This is a genomic window from Exiguobacterium acetylicum (assembly GCF_019890935.1).
Classification (GTDB): domain Bacteria; phylum Bacillota; class Bacilli; order Exiguobacteriales; family Exiguobacteriaceae; genus Exiguobacterium_A; species Exiguobacterium_A abrahamii.
The window spans coordinates 2,939,260-2,952,500 of sequence record NZ_CP082333.1; the positions used below are offsets into that span (position 1 = coordinate 2,939,260).

Genomic DNA, 13,241 nt, shown 5'->3' on the forward strand with positions numbered 1-13,241 from the left:
ATAAAAAAGAATCCCTTCCAAAATCGTCGGAAGGAATTCACGATTCATTTATTCAATTCACGCATCAAATCCGCCTGTCGTTCAAGCTCTGCCTGTTGCTCGAGGATCAAGACCTTTTTGTACGTCCGCGCAGAAATCAAGATGCTGATCTCATAGAGAACGAACAATGGAACCGAGATCATCAAGTGTGACGTCACGTCCGGCGGTGCGATCAATGCCGCAACGACGAACAGCGCAAAGTACGCATATTTCCGATTCTTTCGCATGAAATATGGCGTCACGAGACCAAGACGTGTCAGGAACATCGTCACGACCGGCAATTGGAACAGAAGACCAAACGGCATCGTCAACCGGATTAAGAAACTGAAGTAGTTCTCGACTCCGATGACTTGTTCGATTCCGAGCTCTTTCCCGAGATCCGTTGAGACTTCAAGCAAAAAGGGAAGCAACCAGAAATACGAGAAGGCTACGCCAGCCAAAAACAGAAAGAAGATGACCGGAATATACGTCAATGTCGCTTTTTGCTCCTTGTCATAAAGTCCTGGTCGGACGAATGCCCAGAGTTGATACATCCAGAACGGTGACGCTAAAATCAGCGCAATGATGAACGCAAGATTCAAATACAACATTAAAGGATCGGCGACGTTGAAGGCATTCAAACCGATGCCGAGCTCTTTTAAGTCCGCTTGCAAGAAGCGAACGAGCGGTCGGACGAGCGGAAATGCGACAGCGAACAGGACGACGACGATGATAAGCGACCAGACGATCCGCTTACGCAGTTCGTCAAGGTGCGACGTCATGCTTTGCTCTTGATCAACCGTCATGATTCAATCACTTCTCTTTCGGTTCGTCCTTTTTATCGTCGTCCATGATGCCGTTCGTGGCATTCTTGAACTCTTTCAATGTCTGACCTGCAGCGCGTCCGAATTCTGGTAACTTCTTCGGTCCGAAAATGATCAATGCGACGACCGCGATTAATCCGATGCTCGCAGGTCCGATACCTAGTGTGAGCGGAATAAGGTTTTCCATTATGATTTCACTCCTTCAGCTGATTGCGAATAATGCTTCATGAAATAAACTAACGACTGCAACTCGATCGATAAATCAATGTGATGGACCCGGACGCTAGCTGGCACGTTCAACCGCGCTGGCGTAAAGTTCAGGATGCCTGTCACACCATACTCGACTAACTCATCCGCTACTGACTGCGCGAACTGGGATGGAACCGTCAAGATGGCAACATCGACCTGATTCGCTTCGATTTGTTCTTTCATGTCCGAAACATGATAGATTGGAACGTCATGCGTCGTTGTTCCGACCTTCTCTTCGTCCGCATCAAACGCAACGACTATCCGAGTACTATTATTCTTTAAAAAGTTATAATTTGCAAACGCTGTTCCGAGATGACCGACCCCGATTAAGGCAACATTCGTCACCTCATCTTGATTCAAGGTTTTGCGGAAAAACGTTAAGAGATGTTGAACGTTATATCCATACCCCTTCTTCCCTAATGCCCCAAAGTAGGAAAAATCGCGACGAATCGTTGCTGAATCAACCTTCACCGCCTCGCTTAACTCAGCAGAAGAGACGCGGAGCTTGCCTGAATTGTATAAACTTTGGATGAAGCGATAATATAGCGGCAACCGTTTTGCTGTCGCTTGTGGAATTTTTGTGTCTGGTCCATTCATCCTGCAGTTCCCCCTTCGGCCACATCCATCGTGGCACCCAAATCTTTGCAAAAAGCTTTCTACTCTCCTTGATTGTAAACCACTTCACATAGAGTCACAAATAATATATTCCGCAGGACCTCGCGCTTTTGTTCGTGATAGACTAAAGGGTGGAAGGATGGATGGAAATGATACTCTTACAAGTCAACCAACTCTCGAAATCATTCGGCGTCGAGCCGATTTTAGAAAATATCAAATTGGAAGTACAAGAGCGGGACCGCATTGCGCTCGTCGGACGAAACGGTGCCGGTAAATCGACCTTGCTCAAAATCATTGCTGGCGAACTCAGTCATGACTCGGGCGACATCATGAAAGGCAAGGATGTCAAAATCGGTTATCTCGCGCAAGACAGTGGTCTCGAATCGAACGAGACGATCTGGAACGAGATGCTGACCGTCTTTGAACATCTCCAAGAACAAGAACGGACACTGCGCCGGATGGAAATCGAAATGGGCATGGAGCATATCTTGAACGACCCGGTCGCGTACGATCGTCTCCTGAAGACATACGATCAAGCGCAACACGACTTCTCAGAAGCGGGTGGTTATCAGTTTGAAGCGAATATCCGCTCCGTCCTGCACGGGATGCGCTTTTATCCGGATGATTACTCGCGCCGGATTCAGACATTATCCGGTGGTCAACGGACACGGCTTGCCTTAGCGAAGATGCTCTTACAAGCACCAGAGCTCCTCATTCTCGACGAGCCGACCAACCACCTCGATATCGATACACTCGCTTGGCTCGAAAGTTACCTCGGTGGTTATCGTGGTGCCGTTCTGATCGTCTCGCACGACCGGTACTTCCTCGACCAAGTCGTCAATGTCGTCTATGAGCTGTCACGCAATGTCTGTCGTAAGTTCACCGGGAACTATACAAAGTACTTGGAACAAAAAGCGGCCTTGTACGATCAGGAAATGAAGCAGTTTGAACAGCAGCAAGAAGAGATCGCGAAGATGCAGGACTTCATTCAACGCAACATCGCCCGGGCGACGACGACAAAACGTGCCCAAAGTGTCCGGAAACGGCTCGAAAAGGTCGACCGGCTCGACCGACCAGATGGGGATGAGCGTAGCACGGTCCTGTCCTTCCCGATTGAAAAACAGAGCGGGAATGACGTTCTGCAAGTCAATCAACTGGCGATCGGTTACGAAGAAGCTGTCTCAAAAGACATCACGTTCCGCTTGCAACGCGGTGAATCGCTGGCACTCGTCGGACCGAACGGAATCGGAAAGTCGACGCTCCTGAAAGTCCTCGTCGGCCGCTTACGCCCCCTCTTCGGTGATTTCCGTTTCGGAACCGGCGTCTCGATCGGCTATTACGATCAAGAGCAGGCAGAACTCAATGATCGGAACCGTGTCATCGATGAGATTTGGAACGAATGGCCACTGATGCGTGAACAAGAAGTCCGGTCTGTCCTTGGGCAATTCCTGTTTAGCGGTGACGATGTCTTCAAGATCGTCCATGAGTTATCCGGTGGCGAACGCGGACGTCTCGCGCTCGCGAAACTGAAACTCCGAAAGACGAACGTCCTCGTCCTCGATGAGCCGACGAACCACTTGGATCTGGATTCGAAGATGGTCCTTGAAAACGCGCTCGTCGACTACGAAGGGACGCTGTTATTCGTCTCTCACGACCGTTACTTCATCGACCGGATCGCGACCCGCGTCATCGAGATGAGTGAAGCCGGCGTGACGGAATACCTCGGAGATTATTCGTACTACACGGAGAAGAAGGCGGAGCAAGAAGAGATTGCGCGTCTTGAAGCGGAGGAAGCAAAAGCCGCAAAAGTCACGGCGTCGAAGACGATCGATAAGGAAGCACAGAAAGAAGAACGCAAGCGCCGTCAGCAGATCGAGCAACTCGAGCAAGACATCGAGCGGCTCGAACAGCGTTCGGCAGAAATTGAACAATTGCTCTGTGAACCGGAAGTCTTCAACGATATTCCGAAAGCGACAGCTCTTTCAGCAGAACGTGACCAAATTGATGTCGATCTACTCGAATTGATGGAACGATGGGAGAACCAACACTGATGCGGACGAAAAGCTTTTTCATTAACTTGATTCAAGGACTGCTATCCGGCATCCTTTATTTCGTACCGATGTATGCGGACTACGTGTCGACCTTCATCCGTCCGGATGCTTTTAATGCCGCGCTTCCTTTGTTCCTCCTGATTTCTTGTATGATCGGTCTCGTCATCCAGACATGGAGCGGTCTTTTCGTCAGTTTACTCTCGGGATTATGCTGTACGCTCCTGACGACACAGCTATTCGTCGAACTCAATGACCCGTTGATCCTATCGTATTACGGTAGTGTCTCACCGCTCACCGCTTTCTTGATCAGCTGTGTCGGCATTTGGGCACTCGCAATCGTCTTTTATTTGCTCGATGGCTATCAGTATAGTAAACGTCATGGTCTTGAAGCCTCTTCAAACGAAATCGATCCGCAACCTTGAAGTCCGATCGATGAATCAGATGAACGACATGAGAAAAAGGAGTGGAGATTCCGGTAGCTAGACCGGTCTCTCCACTCCTTTTGTTTGAATCAAAACGAATCGTACGATGAATCAAGCATTCACGCTTCTATCATTTTGTCGGTCGGGCAATCGTAAACGTCTTCCCGATCGTCGCATAATCATTCCCTGCTAAACGAGCGACAGCCTTCAAGCCTGCTGCGTCAATCCGGAACGAATCGACGAGTTCATCCGCGACGTGATAACGCAGTACTTCCCCAATCAGAAGATCGGCACCTTCTAGCTCGACGTGTTGCGTCAAGCGCATCTCGAACCGGATTTTCGCTTCCGCGATTCCGGGTACTTCGATCGCGTCACTATCGACGAGCGTCAAATCCGTCCGCTCAAGCTCACTTTCACCGTAAGCAAGTGGCGCTGCTGTCTCATTGACTGCGTCGACGATCTCTTCGCTGACGATATGGATGACATAACTTTGTTTCGCTAAGATGTTACGTGCCGTATCCTTCTGCCCCTGATCCGTCCGTTGTACGGCGATCACCAGTTGCGGCGGACTGCTTGAAGCGACCGTAAAGAAGGAAAACGGTGCGGCGTTGACCGTCCCGTCTTCTCCTTGCGTTGTCACGAAAGCAATCGGACGCGGAATGATGCTTCCGATCAGTAATTTATAATTGTCTTTTGCGCTAAGCGTTGATGCCTCGAACTTCATGAATGACCCACCTTTTTCTTCACCCGATGAGTGCAGCGAGTGAATAGTCTCCAGCACCGATCATCGCTACACCAAGCGCGATGACGATCAATGCCATGTTGTATTCGTACCCGTTCTGCGTCACCCAGTAACCATTCGCACCGTGTACTTTAACGATCGCGACAAGCATCGATCCGATGATGAGGAGTGCTGCGATCCAGAGGAATACGCCTCCTGCAAACAACAAGCCGCCGATCAATTCAGCAAGACCTGCTGTAATCGCGAGTGCCTTCCCTGGCTTCATGCCGATTGATTCAAACCAACCGCCTGTTCCAGCGATTCCGTGTCCACCGAACCAACCAAATAATTTTTGTGTCCCGTGTGCAGCGAATGTTAAGCCGATGATTAAACGAATGATTAAAAGTCCTGTATCCATCATTGCTCTCTTCTCCTTTTACCTAATGTATTTTAGTTACTTTAAGTAACTCAATAAACAGACTATATCTTATCACTTACTAAAAGTAAATAGATTTGTTTTAGTTCTTTTTGTTACATTAAGTAAAATGATTCGATTTTTTTAGCAGAAGCGGGTATACTACAACTATAGAAAGGATGAGTGCTGATGGAAGAAGTCGCAATCCAACCGGCTCTTTGTCCCAAAGTCGAACATGCCTTTGAAATCTTAGGTAAGAAATGGACGGGTCTGATCTTACGTCACTTGTTGACGAAGACATGTCGTTTCAATGAGATTCAAGATGCCATTCCCGAATTATCAGGTCGTATGCTCACGGAACGTATGAAGGAGCTCGAAGCGGAAGGCATCGTCATCCGGACTGTCATTCCCGATCGTCCGATTAAGATTCAATACAGTTTGACCGACAAAGGGCGCCAACTCGAACCGGTCATTCGTTCCATTGAGGAATGGGCCGAACTACAAGACTAATTTATAGAAAAGCATCTTCTTTCGAAGGTGCTTTTTTATATGTCCTTTGACATTGATAATCATTATCAATTAAAGTAGAGAAGTACAGTGAAAGGAGGAAGATGCATGCATATCGCGATTGGATTCGTCAGCATGTCCGGTAATACGGAAGATATCGTCTCACTCATTCAACATGAACTCGAGCAACACGATGTCGATGTGACGATCACAGAACTAGATCAATTCGTCGGGGAGGACTTATCACGTTTTGATGGTCTATTACTCGGCTCATATACATGGGGAGACGGTGATTTACCGTATGAAGCAGAGGACTTCGTCGAGGAGCTTCGGGAACAATCCTTAGACGGGATACCGGCGGCTGCTTTTGGTTCGGGGGATCTTGATTATCCGAAGTACTGCGCAGCGGTTGATTTGATTGAAGACGCGTTAAAAGAAGCTGGGGCGACCCTCGTCACGGATGGCTTGAAGATTGAGTTTGATCCGAATACCCCGGAGAAACAGGCCGCTTGTCGTGCATTCGCGCAAACGTTTCATCGCTTTTTGCAACAGGTTCATTCTTGAGTGTCGTTTGAATCCGTACTGTAAGGGAATCGTTAAAGCAGACTCTATGAAAGTGAGATGAATGTTTTATGACGATTCAAGCACTCGTCTTTGACGTCTACGGTACATTATTCGATGTCCATTCCGTCAAAGAACAAGCCGAAGCGCTTTATCCGGATCACGGAGAAGCGATCAGCAAACGCTGGCGGGAGAAACAACTGGAGTACTCTTTCCTCCGGCAATTGAACGGACAGTATGTGCCGTTCAGCCAAGTGACACAAGATGCTCTCCGCTATACGTTACTCGAACTGAAGCTCCATGTGACCGAGGAACAAATCACGACCTTAATGGAGACGTACCTGACGCTTGATGTATATCCTGAAGTCAGCTCCGTTCTCGAGACGATGGCGGACAAGCGTCTGGTCGTCTTCTCGAATGGTTCCCATGATATGCTCGATCCGCTCATTGAGCAGTCAGGCTTAGCCGATCGGTTCGAACATCTCGTCAGTGTCGATGATATCAAACAGTATAAGCCAGCACCTGCATCCTATATGCATTCCTTAAACACGCTCGGTCTAAAACGTGAGGAGATCCTCTTCATGTCCTCGAACGGTTGGGATATCACCGGGGCGAAGAGTTTCGGCTTCAAAACGGCATGGATCAATCGAAATGGACTTCCGGTCGAGGAATTGAATCTCGATCCCGATCGCATCTATGATGACTTGACGGGTATCACTGAATGGCAATGAACGAACAACAGCGGACTCCTATTTAGGAATCCGCTGTTTTCATGGATTTAGTAATTAGACAAACGTGAGTAACCCTTCTTGAATAGATCGAGTTTCAGACCGCCTTCTTTTTCGATGAAGAAGAGGTATTCGTTTTGATCCGTATCCTTATAGAAGACCTTAAATAACGTCAACGTCCGTTTTTTATTGTTCTCAACAGCCGTCACCTCATGCTTTGAGATGACCTCGGCTTGGACTTGTTCTGCATCCATCTTTTGAATCATTGGTTCGAATGACTTCTTTTCTTGATCCGTCACCGGTGTTCCGGAAGCAATCATGAAATAATCATCACTCGCCTTGTTCGTTAAACCATACTTCCGATCGACGATGACGACGTTACTGAGCTTACCATTGATTGTCTGATCAAAAGCATATAACTTTTGAATCCGGGTCTTTTCCCCTTCTGCTCGTCCGATTTCGTAAAGTGGACGTTGTTTCGTATTCGTCTCGACCGCTTTCTTATCGGGTACGAGTTCTTCCTTATAGGCGACTTGGTATGCGTTGACGATTTCTCGGATCTGAAGTCCGATCGCGACGATGACCAGTACCGCTAACAATGCGATGATGACTTTTTTCATTCCATTTCCCCCAAGTTGTTCGGATTCCTTACTTTAAATCTAGCCCAGGTTCTGCGTTCATGGCAAGTGTCGAATAGCGTAACGCGCGATACGGATGAATCGCAGCCGCTCCGATCATCGCCGCATTATCTCCACACAGGTGCATCGGCGGAATGATGAGATCGATTCCTTCCTTCGCACACGCCGCTTCGAGACCTTGGCGTAATCCTTTGTTGGCAGCGACGCCACCAGCAAGCAGTAATTGACGTCCCCCTTTATCCTTCACGGCACGGACCGCCTTCGTCACGAGTACCTCGACGACGCTCGCTTGGAAACTCGCAGCTAAATCTTCCGGAATGATCGTTTCTCCCCGTTGTTCGGCGTTATGCACGGCATTGATGACTGCTGACTTCAAACCGCTGAAGCTAAAGTCATACGAATCCTTTTCGAGCCAGACACGTGGAAAATGGAACGTATCCTGACCGGTCTGTGCTAATTGGTCGATCCGTGGACCACCTGGATACGGTAACTTCAACGTCCGAGCAACTTTATCATATGCTTCCCCCGCGGCATCATCCCGTGTTTCACCAATGACTTCATATACACCGTCTTCCGGCATGTAGATCAGTTCCGTATGCCCACCTGATGCAATCAAACAGACGAGCGGGAACTCAAGCTCTTGCACGAGACGATTCGCATAGATATGACCTGCGATATGATGAACACCGATTAATGGTTTATCATGCGCAAAGGCGAGTGCCTTCGCTGCGCTGACACCAACGAGTAATGCTCCGACAAGTCCAGGTCCTTCCGTGACGGCGATCGCATCAATATCGTCGATCGTGACGTTCGCTTCCGTCAAGGCGTCATCAATGACGTATGTGATTCGTTCGACGTGATGCCGTGAAGCCACTTCAGGCACGACGCCACCGAATCGTTTATGACTTTCGATTTGAGACGAGACGACGTTCGATAAGACGTCGGTTCCTCCACGGACGACGGCAGCCGCCGTTTCGTCGCAACTCGATTCGATTGCTAGAATCAATGGTTGTGTCATAGGTCTTCTCCCTCCAGCTCCAGCCAGTAGATGGCAGCATCTTCATTGTTATCTTGATAATATCGTTTTCGGACACCGACATACTGAAATCCGAGTTTTTCATATAAAGTCCGCGCTGGTGTGTTCGAGACACGTACTTCGAGCGTCATCGCCCGCAAATCAAGTGCACGACCGACGGCGATCAATGCCGTTAGCAGATCTTCTCCGAGTCCTTGTCCGCGATGCGACTGCTTGACGGCAATATTCGTAATATGTCCTTCATCCGCAATATGCCACAGACCAGCAAACCCGACGATACCATCTTGGTCGGCAACGACATAATAGGCATTCGGATTTTGTGTCATTTCCGCTTCGAAGGCATCTAGCGTCCACGGTGTCGCAAACGATTCGAGTTCAACCGCGTGAACACCTGCAGCATCCTGTACGGTCATCCGACGAATGCCCTTACTCATGACGCTGTGCCTCGATCCATTTCGCTTCTGCTTCAGCCAGGCGCAGGTAACGTGGCTCAAACGCATGCGCTTCGACCGTCTGACGCGTTGCACCGAGTAAAGCGAGTACGCCGGCACGTGGCGTCCGGAAAGCAGGAGCCGCCTTTTCGAAGGGCTGAAGAATCTCTTCGAACGCATCGACGTCTCCTGTGACGAGCGTATCTGGCGGTAACGTCTTCACAAAAGAAGAAATCTCGATATGCTGTTCTTCACCAATTCGTTTCCCGGCGTCGTACACTCCGACAAACCCTGCTCCACGCCGCGCATCTTGAATCGCCGCAACGCGTCCTGTATGACCAGTCGAAGCTGCCATCAGTTCAAGTGTCGAGATGGCAACAAGCTCGATACCGAGTGTATAAGCAAGCGTCTTCGCTGTCGTCGCTCCAATCCGTAATCCCGTATAAGAACCAGGACCGTCAGCAACGACGACACGTGTCAGTTGAGCCGGTATCCATTTTGCTTCCACCATCAAGCGCTCCAGCAACGGCATGAGTTTCGTCGCATGATTCAAAGACGTGACGTAAGAAGCTTCTGCTACAATCTGTTTTCCGTCTGAAAGAGCGACTGATAATTGTTTCGTCGATGTATCAATAGCTACGATTTTCATGATTTCAATCCCTCACATAATGTAATGTATCGTTCTCCGATCGGCGTCAGCTCAAAACGTCGACTATCATCACCTGTTCGCGTAATCGTGATTGCCAACCGTTCAGGTGGGAGGCTGTCCGCAATTAACTCAGACCACTCGACGACGGCGACGCCTTCACCATTCAAATATTCTTCAAGTCCGATATCATCACCGGAACCTTCCAAGCGATAAACATCCATATGATAAAGAGGAAGACGTCCCGTATAGACTTTCATGATCGTAAAGGTAGGGCTGTTGACGTGACGCGTCACACCTAATCCTTTCGCAAAGCTTTGCGTAAAAGTCGTTTTCCCAGCACCTAAATCCCCATCGAGCGTAATGACCATCCCTGCTTCAGCACGTCGTCCGAGTTCAAGAGCCAAGGCAGTCGTTTCTTCCAAGCTGTTCATTTCCAGTTCTATCATACGATGTCTCCTCCTTAATACGTACTGTTCGTCCTTCTCTATTGTAACGGACGAAAAAGGCAAAAAAAAATACGAAACGCTGAACGTTTCGTAGTAAAGTTGAAGTTAAGTTTAAAATTGGTTGCGGGGGCCGGATTTGAACCGACGACCTTTGGGTTATGAGCCCAACGAGCTACCAGACTGCTCCACCCCGCGACGATAAACGTTTCGGATTTAATTATTAAAAATTGGTTGCGGGGGCCGGATTTGAACCGACGACCTTTGGGTTATGAGCCCAACGAGCTACCAGACTGCTCCACCCCGCGATGATATAACGTTTCGACAGATATTAATATAACATGTGTCTTTTAAATTGGCAAGTCTTTTTGCCTTATTTCTTTTTACTAACTGTCATAATGAATATTCTTCTATACTGATACGAAAGGAGTGAGCAGATGGGATACTTATTAGATTTACGAAAAATCGTAGGCAGCCGACCGTTGATCAGCGTGGGTGCGACCGTACTCGTCATAAATCCACAACATGAACTGCTATTTCAGTATCGTTCGGACACCCACAGTTGGGGACTTCCCGGTGGTTCGATGGAACCAGGTGAGACACTTGAAGAAGTCGCGATGCGTGAATTACAAGAAGAAACCGGACTTCAAGCACGCAGCGTTCAACTGCTAGACGTCTTCTCGGGTCCTGATTACTTCTTCCGTTATCCAAATGGCGATCAAACCTACAGTGTGATCCATCTCTTTCAAGCAAAAGGCGTATCGGGTACATTACAAATGACGGACGGAGAGAGTCTCGACTTACGGTATTTCTCCCTGAATCAATTGCCAACACCGCTTGAAGCGCGTGCTGCAGCGCTCTTACAGCAAGTTACGCCTCGTCTTCTTGACACACCTTCTTCTTTTTAATCTAGATGCTTCGCTTAAACTGACTCGATGGCGGATTAACGTCCATTCGTCAGTTTTTTTATTTCTTTCCTATCTAAAAGGAGTACACAAAAAGACCGACCTGCAATCTGCAGATCGGTCAAGTGCCTGGCAACGTCCTATCCTCACAGGGGGAAGCCCCCAACTACTTTCGGCGTTCAAGTGCTTAACTTCCGTGTTCGGCATGGGAACGGGTGTGACCACTTGGCTATCGTCACCAGACGACGGGCTCGCGCCCTCAAAACTGAAGTCATCAACAATGCATCTGCTAGAACAAGGCCTCGACCGATTAGTATCACTCAGCTCCACATGTCGCCATGCTTCCACCCGTGACCTATCTACCTCATCGTCTCTGAGGGGTCTTTCTTGATTACTCAAAGGGAAATCTCATCTTGGAGGGGGCTTCATGCTTAGATGCTTTCAGCATTTATCCCGTCCGCACGTAGCTACCCAGCGATGCTCCTGGCGGAACAACTGGTACACCAGCGGTGCGTCCATCCCGGTCCTCTCGTACTAAGGACAGCTCTCCTCAAATTTCCTGCGCCCACGACGGATAGGGACCGAACTGTCTCACGACGTTCTGAACCCAGCTCGCGTACCGCTTTAATGGGCGAACAGCCCAACCCTTGGGACCTACTCCAGCCCCAGGATGCGATGAGCCGACATCGAGGTGCCAAACCTCCCCGTCGATGTGGACTCTTGGGGGAGATCAGCCTGTTATCCCCAGGGTAGCTTTTATCCGTTGAGCGATGGCCCTTCCATGCGGAACCACCGGATCACTAAGCCCGACTTTCGTCCCTGCTCGACTTGTAGGTCTCGCAGTCAAGCTCCCTTCTGCCTTTGCGCTCTACGAATGATTTCCAACCATTCTGAGGGAACCTTTGGGCGCCTCCGTTACTGTTTAGGAGGCGACCGCCCCAGTCAAACTACCCGCCTGACACGGTCCTCCAGCCGGATCACGGCTGCGAGTTAGAGACTCTATGCATGAAGGGCGGTATCCCAAGGGTGACTCCTCCGAAGCTGGCGCTCCGGGCTCGACGTCTCCCGCCTATCCTGTACATCATGCACAAAGCCTCAATATCAGGCTGTAGTAAAGCTCCATGGGGTCTTTCCGTCCTGTCGCGGGTAACCTGCATCTTCACAGGTACTATGATTTCACCGGGTCTCTCGTTGAGACAGTGCCCAAATCGTTACGCCTTTCGTGCGGGTCGGAACTTACCCGACAAGGAATTTCGCTACCTTAGGACCGTTATAGTTACGGCCGCCGTTTACTGGGGCTTCGGTTCAAAGCTTCGCTTGCGCTAACCCATCCCCTTAACCTTCCAGCACCGGGCAGGCGTCAGCCCCTATACGTCATCTTGCGATTTAGCAGAGACCTGTGTTTTTGCTAAACAGTCGTTTGGGCCTATTCACTGCGGCTCTACTCATGTAGAGCGTCCCTTCTCCCGAAGTTACGGGACCATTTTGCCGAGTTCCTTAACGAGAGTTATCCCGCGCGTCTTAGAATTCTCATCTCGCCTACCTGTGTCGGTTTACGGTACTGGCGCCTTCCCCCTCACTAGAGGCTTTTCTTGGCAGTGTGAAATCGTGACCTACGTCCCTACGGGACTCCGCATCGTTCCTTGACTTTGATGCCTGACGGATTTGCCAATCAGACGGTCTTGAAACTTGCACATGCACTTCCATCCGCATGCGTCACTATCCTCCTGCGTCCCCCCATTGTTCAAACGGTGGATCGGCGGTACAGGAATATCAACCTGTTATCCATCGCCTACGCCTTTCGGCCTCGGCTTAGGTCCAGACTAACCCTGAGCGGACGAGCCTTCCTCAGGAAACCTTGGGCTTTCGACGGAGGGGATTCTCACCCCTCTTTTCGCTACTCACACCGGCATTCTCACTTCCAAACGCTCCACTGCTCCTTCCGGTACAGCTTCACAGCGGTTTGGAACGCTCCCCTACCATTCCTTACGGAATCCGCAGCTTCGGTGGTATGTTTAGCCCCGTTAC

At 49.5% G+C, this 13,241-nt stretch carries 16 protein-coding genes, 2 tRNA genes and 2 rRNA genes (1 of these 20 running past the window's edge); 6 read left to right on the forward strand and 14 right to left on the reverse strand.

Going from position 1 to position 13,241, the window contains the following annotated elements; genetic code table 11:
* Positions 1 to 44: 44 nt before the first annotated feature.
* The 3 genes from tatC to K7G97_RS15115 are packed head-to-tail and all read right to left on the reverse strand — an operon-like array spanning position 45 to position 1,688.
* The gene (tatC, locus tag K7G97_RS15105) at positions 45 to 824 is read right to left on the reverse strand and encodes a twin-arginine translocase subunit TatC (RefSeq protein WP_029342824.1); all 780 of its coding nucleotides are present in this window, start codon (positions 822 to 824) and stop codon (positions 45 to 47) included.
* 7 nt (positions 825 to 831) lie between these two features.
* The gene (locus K7G97_RS15110; protein ID WP_029342825.1) at positions 832 to 1,029 is read right to left on the reverse strand and encodes a twin-arginine translocase TatA/TatE family subunit; all 198 of its coding nucleotides are present in this window, start codon (positions 1,027 to 1,029) and stop codon (positions 832 to 834) included.
* Positions 1,029 to 1,688 carry a redox-sensing transcriptional repressor Rex gene (locus K7G97_RS15115; RefSeq protein WP_023469604.1) on the reverse strand — a complete coding sequence of 220 codons (660 nt, stop codon included), beginning with the start codon at positions 1,686 to 1,688 and terminating at the stop codon, positions 1,029 to 1,031. The genes K7G97_RS15110 and K7G97_RS15115 overlap by 1 nt, the downstream gene beginning before the upstream one ends.
* A gap of 167 nt (positions 1,689 to 1,855) precedes the next feature.
* Between K7G97_RS15115 and K7G97_RS15120 the strand changes: the two genes are divergently transcribed.
* Together K7G97_RS15120 and K7G97_RS15125 are read left to right on the forward strand one after the other, a co-directional pair.
* Positions 1,856 to 3,757: an ATP-binding cassette domain-containing protein gene (locus tag K7G97_RS15120; protein WP_029342826.1), complete on the forward strand. Its 1,902-nt coding sequence runs from the start codon at positions 1,856 to 1,858 to the stop codon at positions 3,755 to 3,757.
* Positions 3,757 to 4,179, forward strand: coding sequence for a hypothetical protein (locus K7G97_RS15125; RefSeq protein WP_064299193.1), 423 nt, complete (start codon positions 3,757 to 3,759; stop codon positions 4,177 to 4,179). The genes K7G97_RS15120 and K7G97_RS15125 overlap by 1 nt, the downstream gene beginning before the upstream one ends.
* Before the next feature lie 130 nt (positions 4,180 to 4,309).
* Here K7G97_RS15125 and K7G97_RS15130 read toward each other — a convergent pair whose 3' ends face one another.
* Together K7G97_RS15130 and K7G97_RS15135 are read right to left on the reverse strand one after the other, a co-directional pair.
* Positions 4,310 to 4,903, reverse strand: a complete 594-nt coding sequence (locus tag K7G97_RS15130; RefSeq protein ID WP_064299192.1) for a flavin reductase family protein — start codon at positions 4,901 to 4,903, stop codon at positions 4,310 to 4,312.
* A gap of 19 nt (positions 4,904 to 4,922) precedes the next feature.
* Positions 4,923 to 5,321 (reverse strand): DoxX family protein, encoded by a 399-nt coding sequence (locus tag K7G97_RS15135; protein WP_023469608.1) that lies wholly within the window; start codon positions 5,319 to 5,321, stop codon positions 4,923 to 4,925.
* A 183-nt stretch (positions 5,322 to 5,504) separates the two neighbouring features.
* Here K7G97_RS15135 and K7G97_RS15140 point away from each other — a divergent pair, with 183 nt between their 5' ends.
* The 3 genes from K7G97_RS15140 to K7G97_RS15150 all read left to right on the forward strand — a co-directional run bounded on the left by K7G97_RS15140 (position 5,505) and on the right by K7G97_RS15150 (position 7,114).
* Positions 5,505 to 5,825 (forward strand): winged helix-turn-helix transcriptional regulator, encoded by a 321-nt coding sequence (locus K7G97_RS15140; protein ID WP_023469609.1) that lies wholly within the window; start codon positions 5,505 to 5,507, stop codon positions 5,823 to 5,825.
* Positions 5,826 to 5,930: 105 nt separating this feature from the next.
* A complete protein-coding gene (locus tag K7G97_RS15145) occupies positions 5,931 to 6,386 on the forward strand; it encodes a flavodoxin (RefSeq protein WP_174316696.1) in 456 nt (151 codons plus the stop codon).
* 68 nt (positions 6,387 to 6,454) lie between these two features.
* On the forward strand, positions 6,455 to 7,114 hold the full coding sequence (locus tag K7G97_RS15150; RefSeq protein ID WP_223040971.1) for a haloacid dehalogenase type II: 660 nt from the start codon (positions 6,455 to 6,457) through the stop codon (positions 7,112 to 7,114).
* A 47-nt stretch (positions 7,115 to 7,161) separates the two neighbouring features.
* On the opposite strand, the gene K7G97_RS15155 is transcribed toward K7G97_RS15150, so the two are convergent.
* From K7G97_RS15155 to K7G97_RS15185, 7 genes are all read right to left on the reverse strand, one after another.
* Complete coding sequence (locus K7G97_RS15155; RefSeq protein ID WP_087681571.1) at positions 7,162 to 7,731, reverse strand: hypothetical protein; 570 nt, start codon at positions 7,729 to 7,731, stop codon at positions 7,162 to 7,164.
* Between the two features lie 28 nt (positions 7,732 to 7,759).
* Positions 7,760 to 8,767: a tRNA (adenosine(37)-N6)-threonylcarbamoyltransferase complex transferase subunit TsaD gene (gene tsaD, locus K7G97_RS15160; RefSeq protein WP_223040972.1), complete on the reverse strand. Its 1,008-nt coding sequence runs from the start codon at positions 8,765 to 8,767 to the stop codon at positions 7,760 to 7,762.
* On the reverse strand, positions 8,764 to 9,219 hold the full coding sequence (rimI, locus tag K7G97_RS15165; RefSeq protein ID WP_023469614.1) for a ribosomal protein S18-alanine N-acetyltransferase: 456 nt from the start codon (positions 9,217 to 9,219) through the stop codon (positions 8,764 to 8,766). Before rimI ends, tsaD begins: the two co-directional genes overlap by 4 nt.
* On the reverse strand, positions 9,212 to 9,865 hold the full coding sequence (gene tsaB / locus K7G97_RS15170) for a tRNA (adenosine(37)-N6)-threonylcarbamoyltransferase complex dimerization subunit type 1 TsaB (protein WP_223040973.1): 654 nt from the start codon (positions 9,863 to 9,865) through the stop codon (positions 9,212 to 9,214). The genes rimI and tsaB overlap by 8 nt, the downstream gene beginning before the upstream one ends.
* Positions 9,862 to 10,311 (reverse strand): tRNA (adenosine(37)-N6)-threonylcarbamoyltransferase complex ATPase subunit type 1 TsaE, encoded by a 450-nt coding sequence (gene tsaE, locus K7G97_RS15175; protein ID WP_023469616.1) that lies wholly within the window; start codon positions 10,309 to 10,311, stop codon positions 9,862 to 9,864. The genes tsaB and tsaE overlap by 4 nt, the downstream gene beginning before the upstream one ends.
* Before the next feature lie 118 nt (positions 10,312 to 10,429).
* Positions 10,430 to 10,506, reverse strand: a tRNA-Met gene (locus K7G97_RS15180).
* A 33-nt stretch (positions 10,507 to 10,539) separates the two neighbouring features.
* A tRNA-Met gene (locus K7G97_RS15185) sits at positions 10,540 to 10,616 on the reverse strand.
* Positions 10,617 to 10,745: 129 nt separating this feature from the next.
* Between K7G97_RS15185 and K7G97_RS15190 the strand changes: the two genes are divergently transcribed.
* Entirely contained in the window at positions 10,746 to 11,216 is a 471-nt protein-coding gene (locus K7G97_RS15190) for an NUDIX hydrolase (RefSeq protein WP_223040974.1), read from the forward strand.
* 124 nt (positions 11,217 to 11,340) lie between these two features.
* Here the strand turns inward: K7G97_RS15190 and rrf are convergent.
* Together rrf and K7G97_RS15200 are read right to left on the reverse strand one after the other, a co-directional pair.
* Positions 11,341 to 11,456, reverse strand: a 5S ribosomal RNA gene (gene rrf / locus K7G97_RS15195).
* 47 nt (positions 11,457 to 11,503) lie between these two features.
* A 23S ribosomal RNA gene (locus K7G97_RS15200) occupies positions 11,504 to 13,241 on the reverse strand (it continues 1,176 nt past the right edge of the window).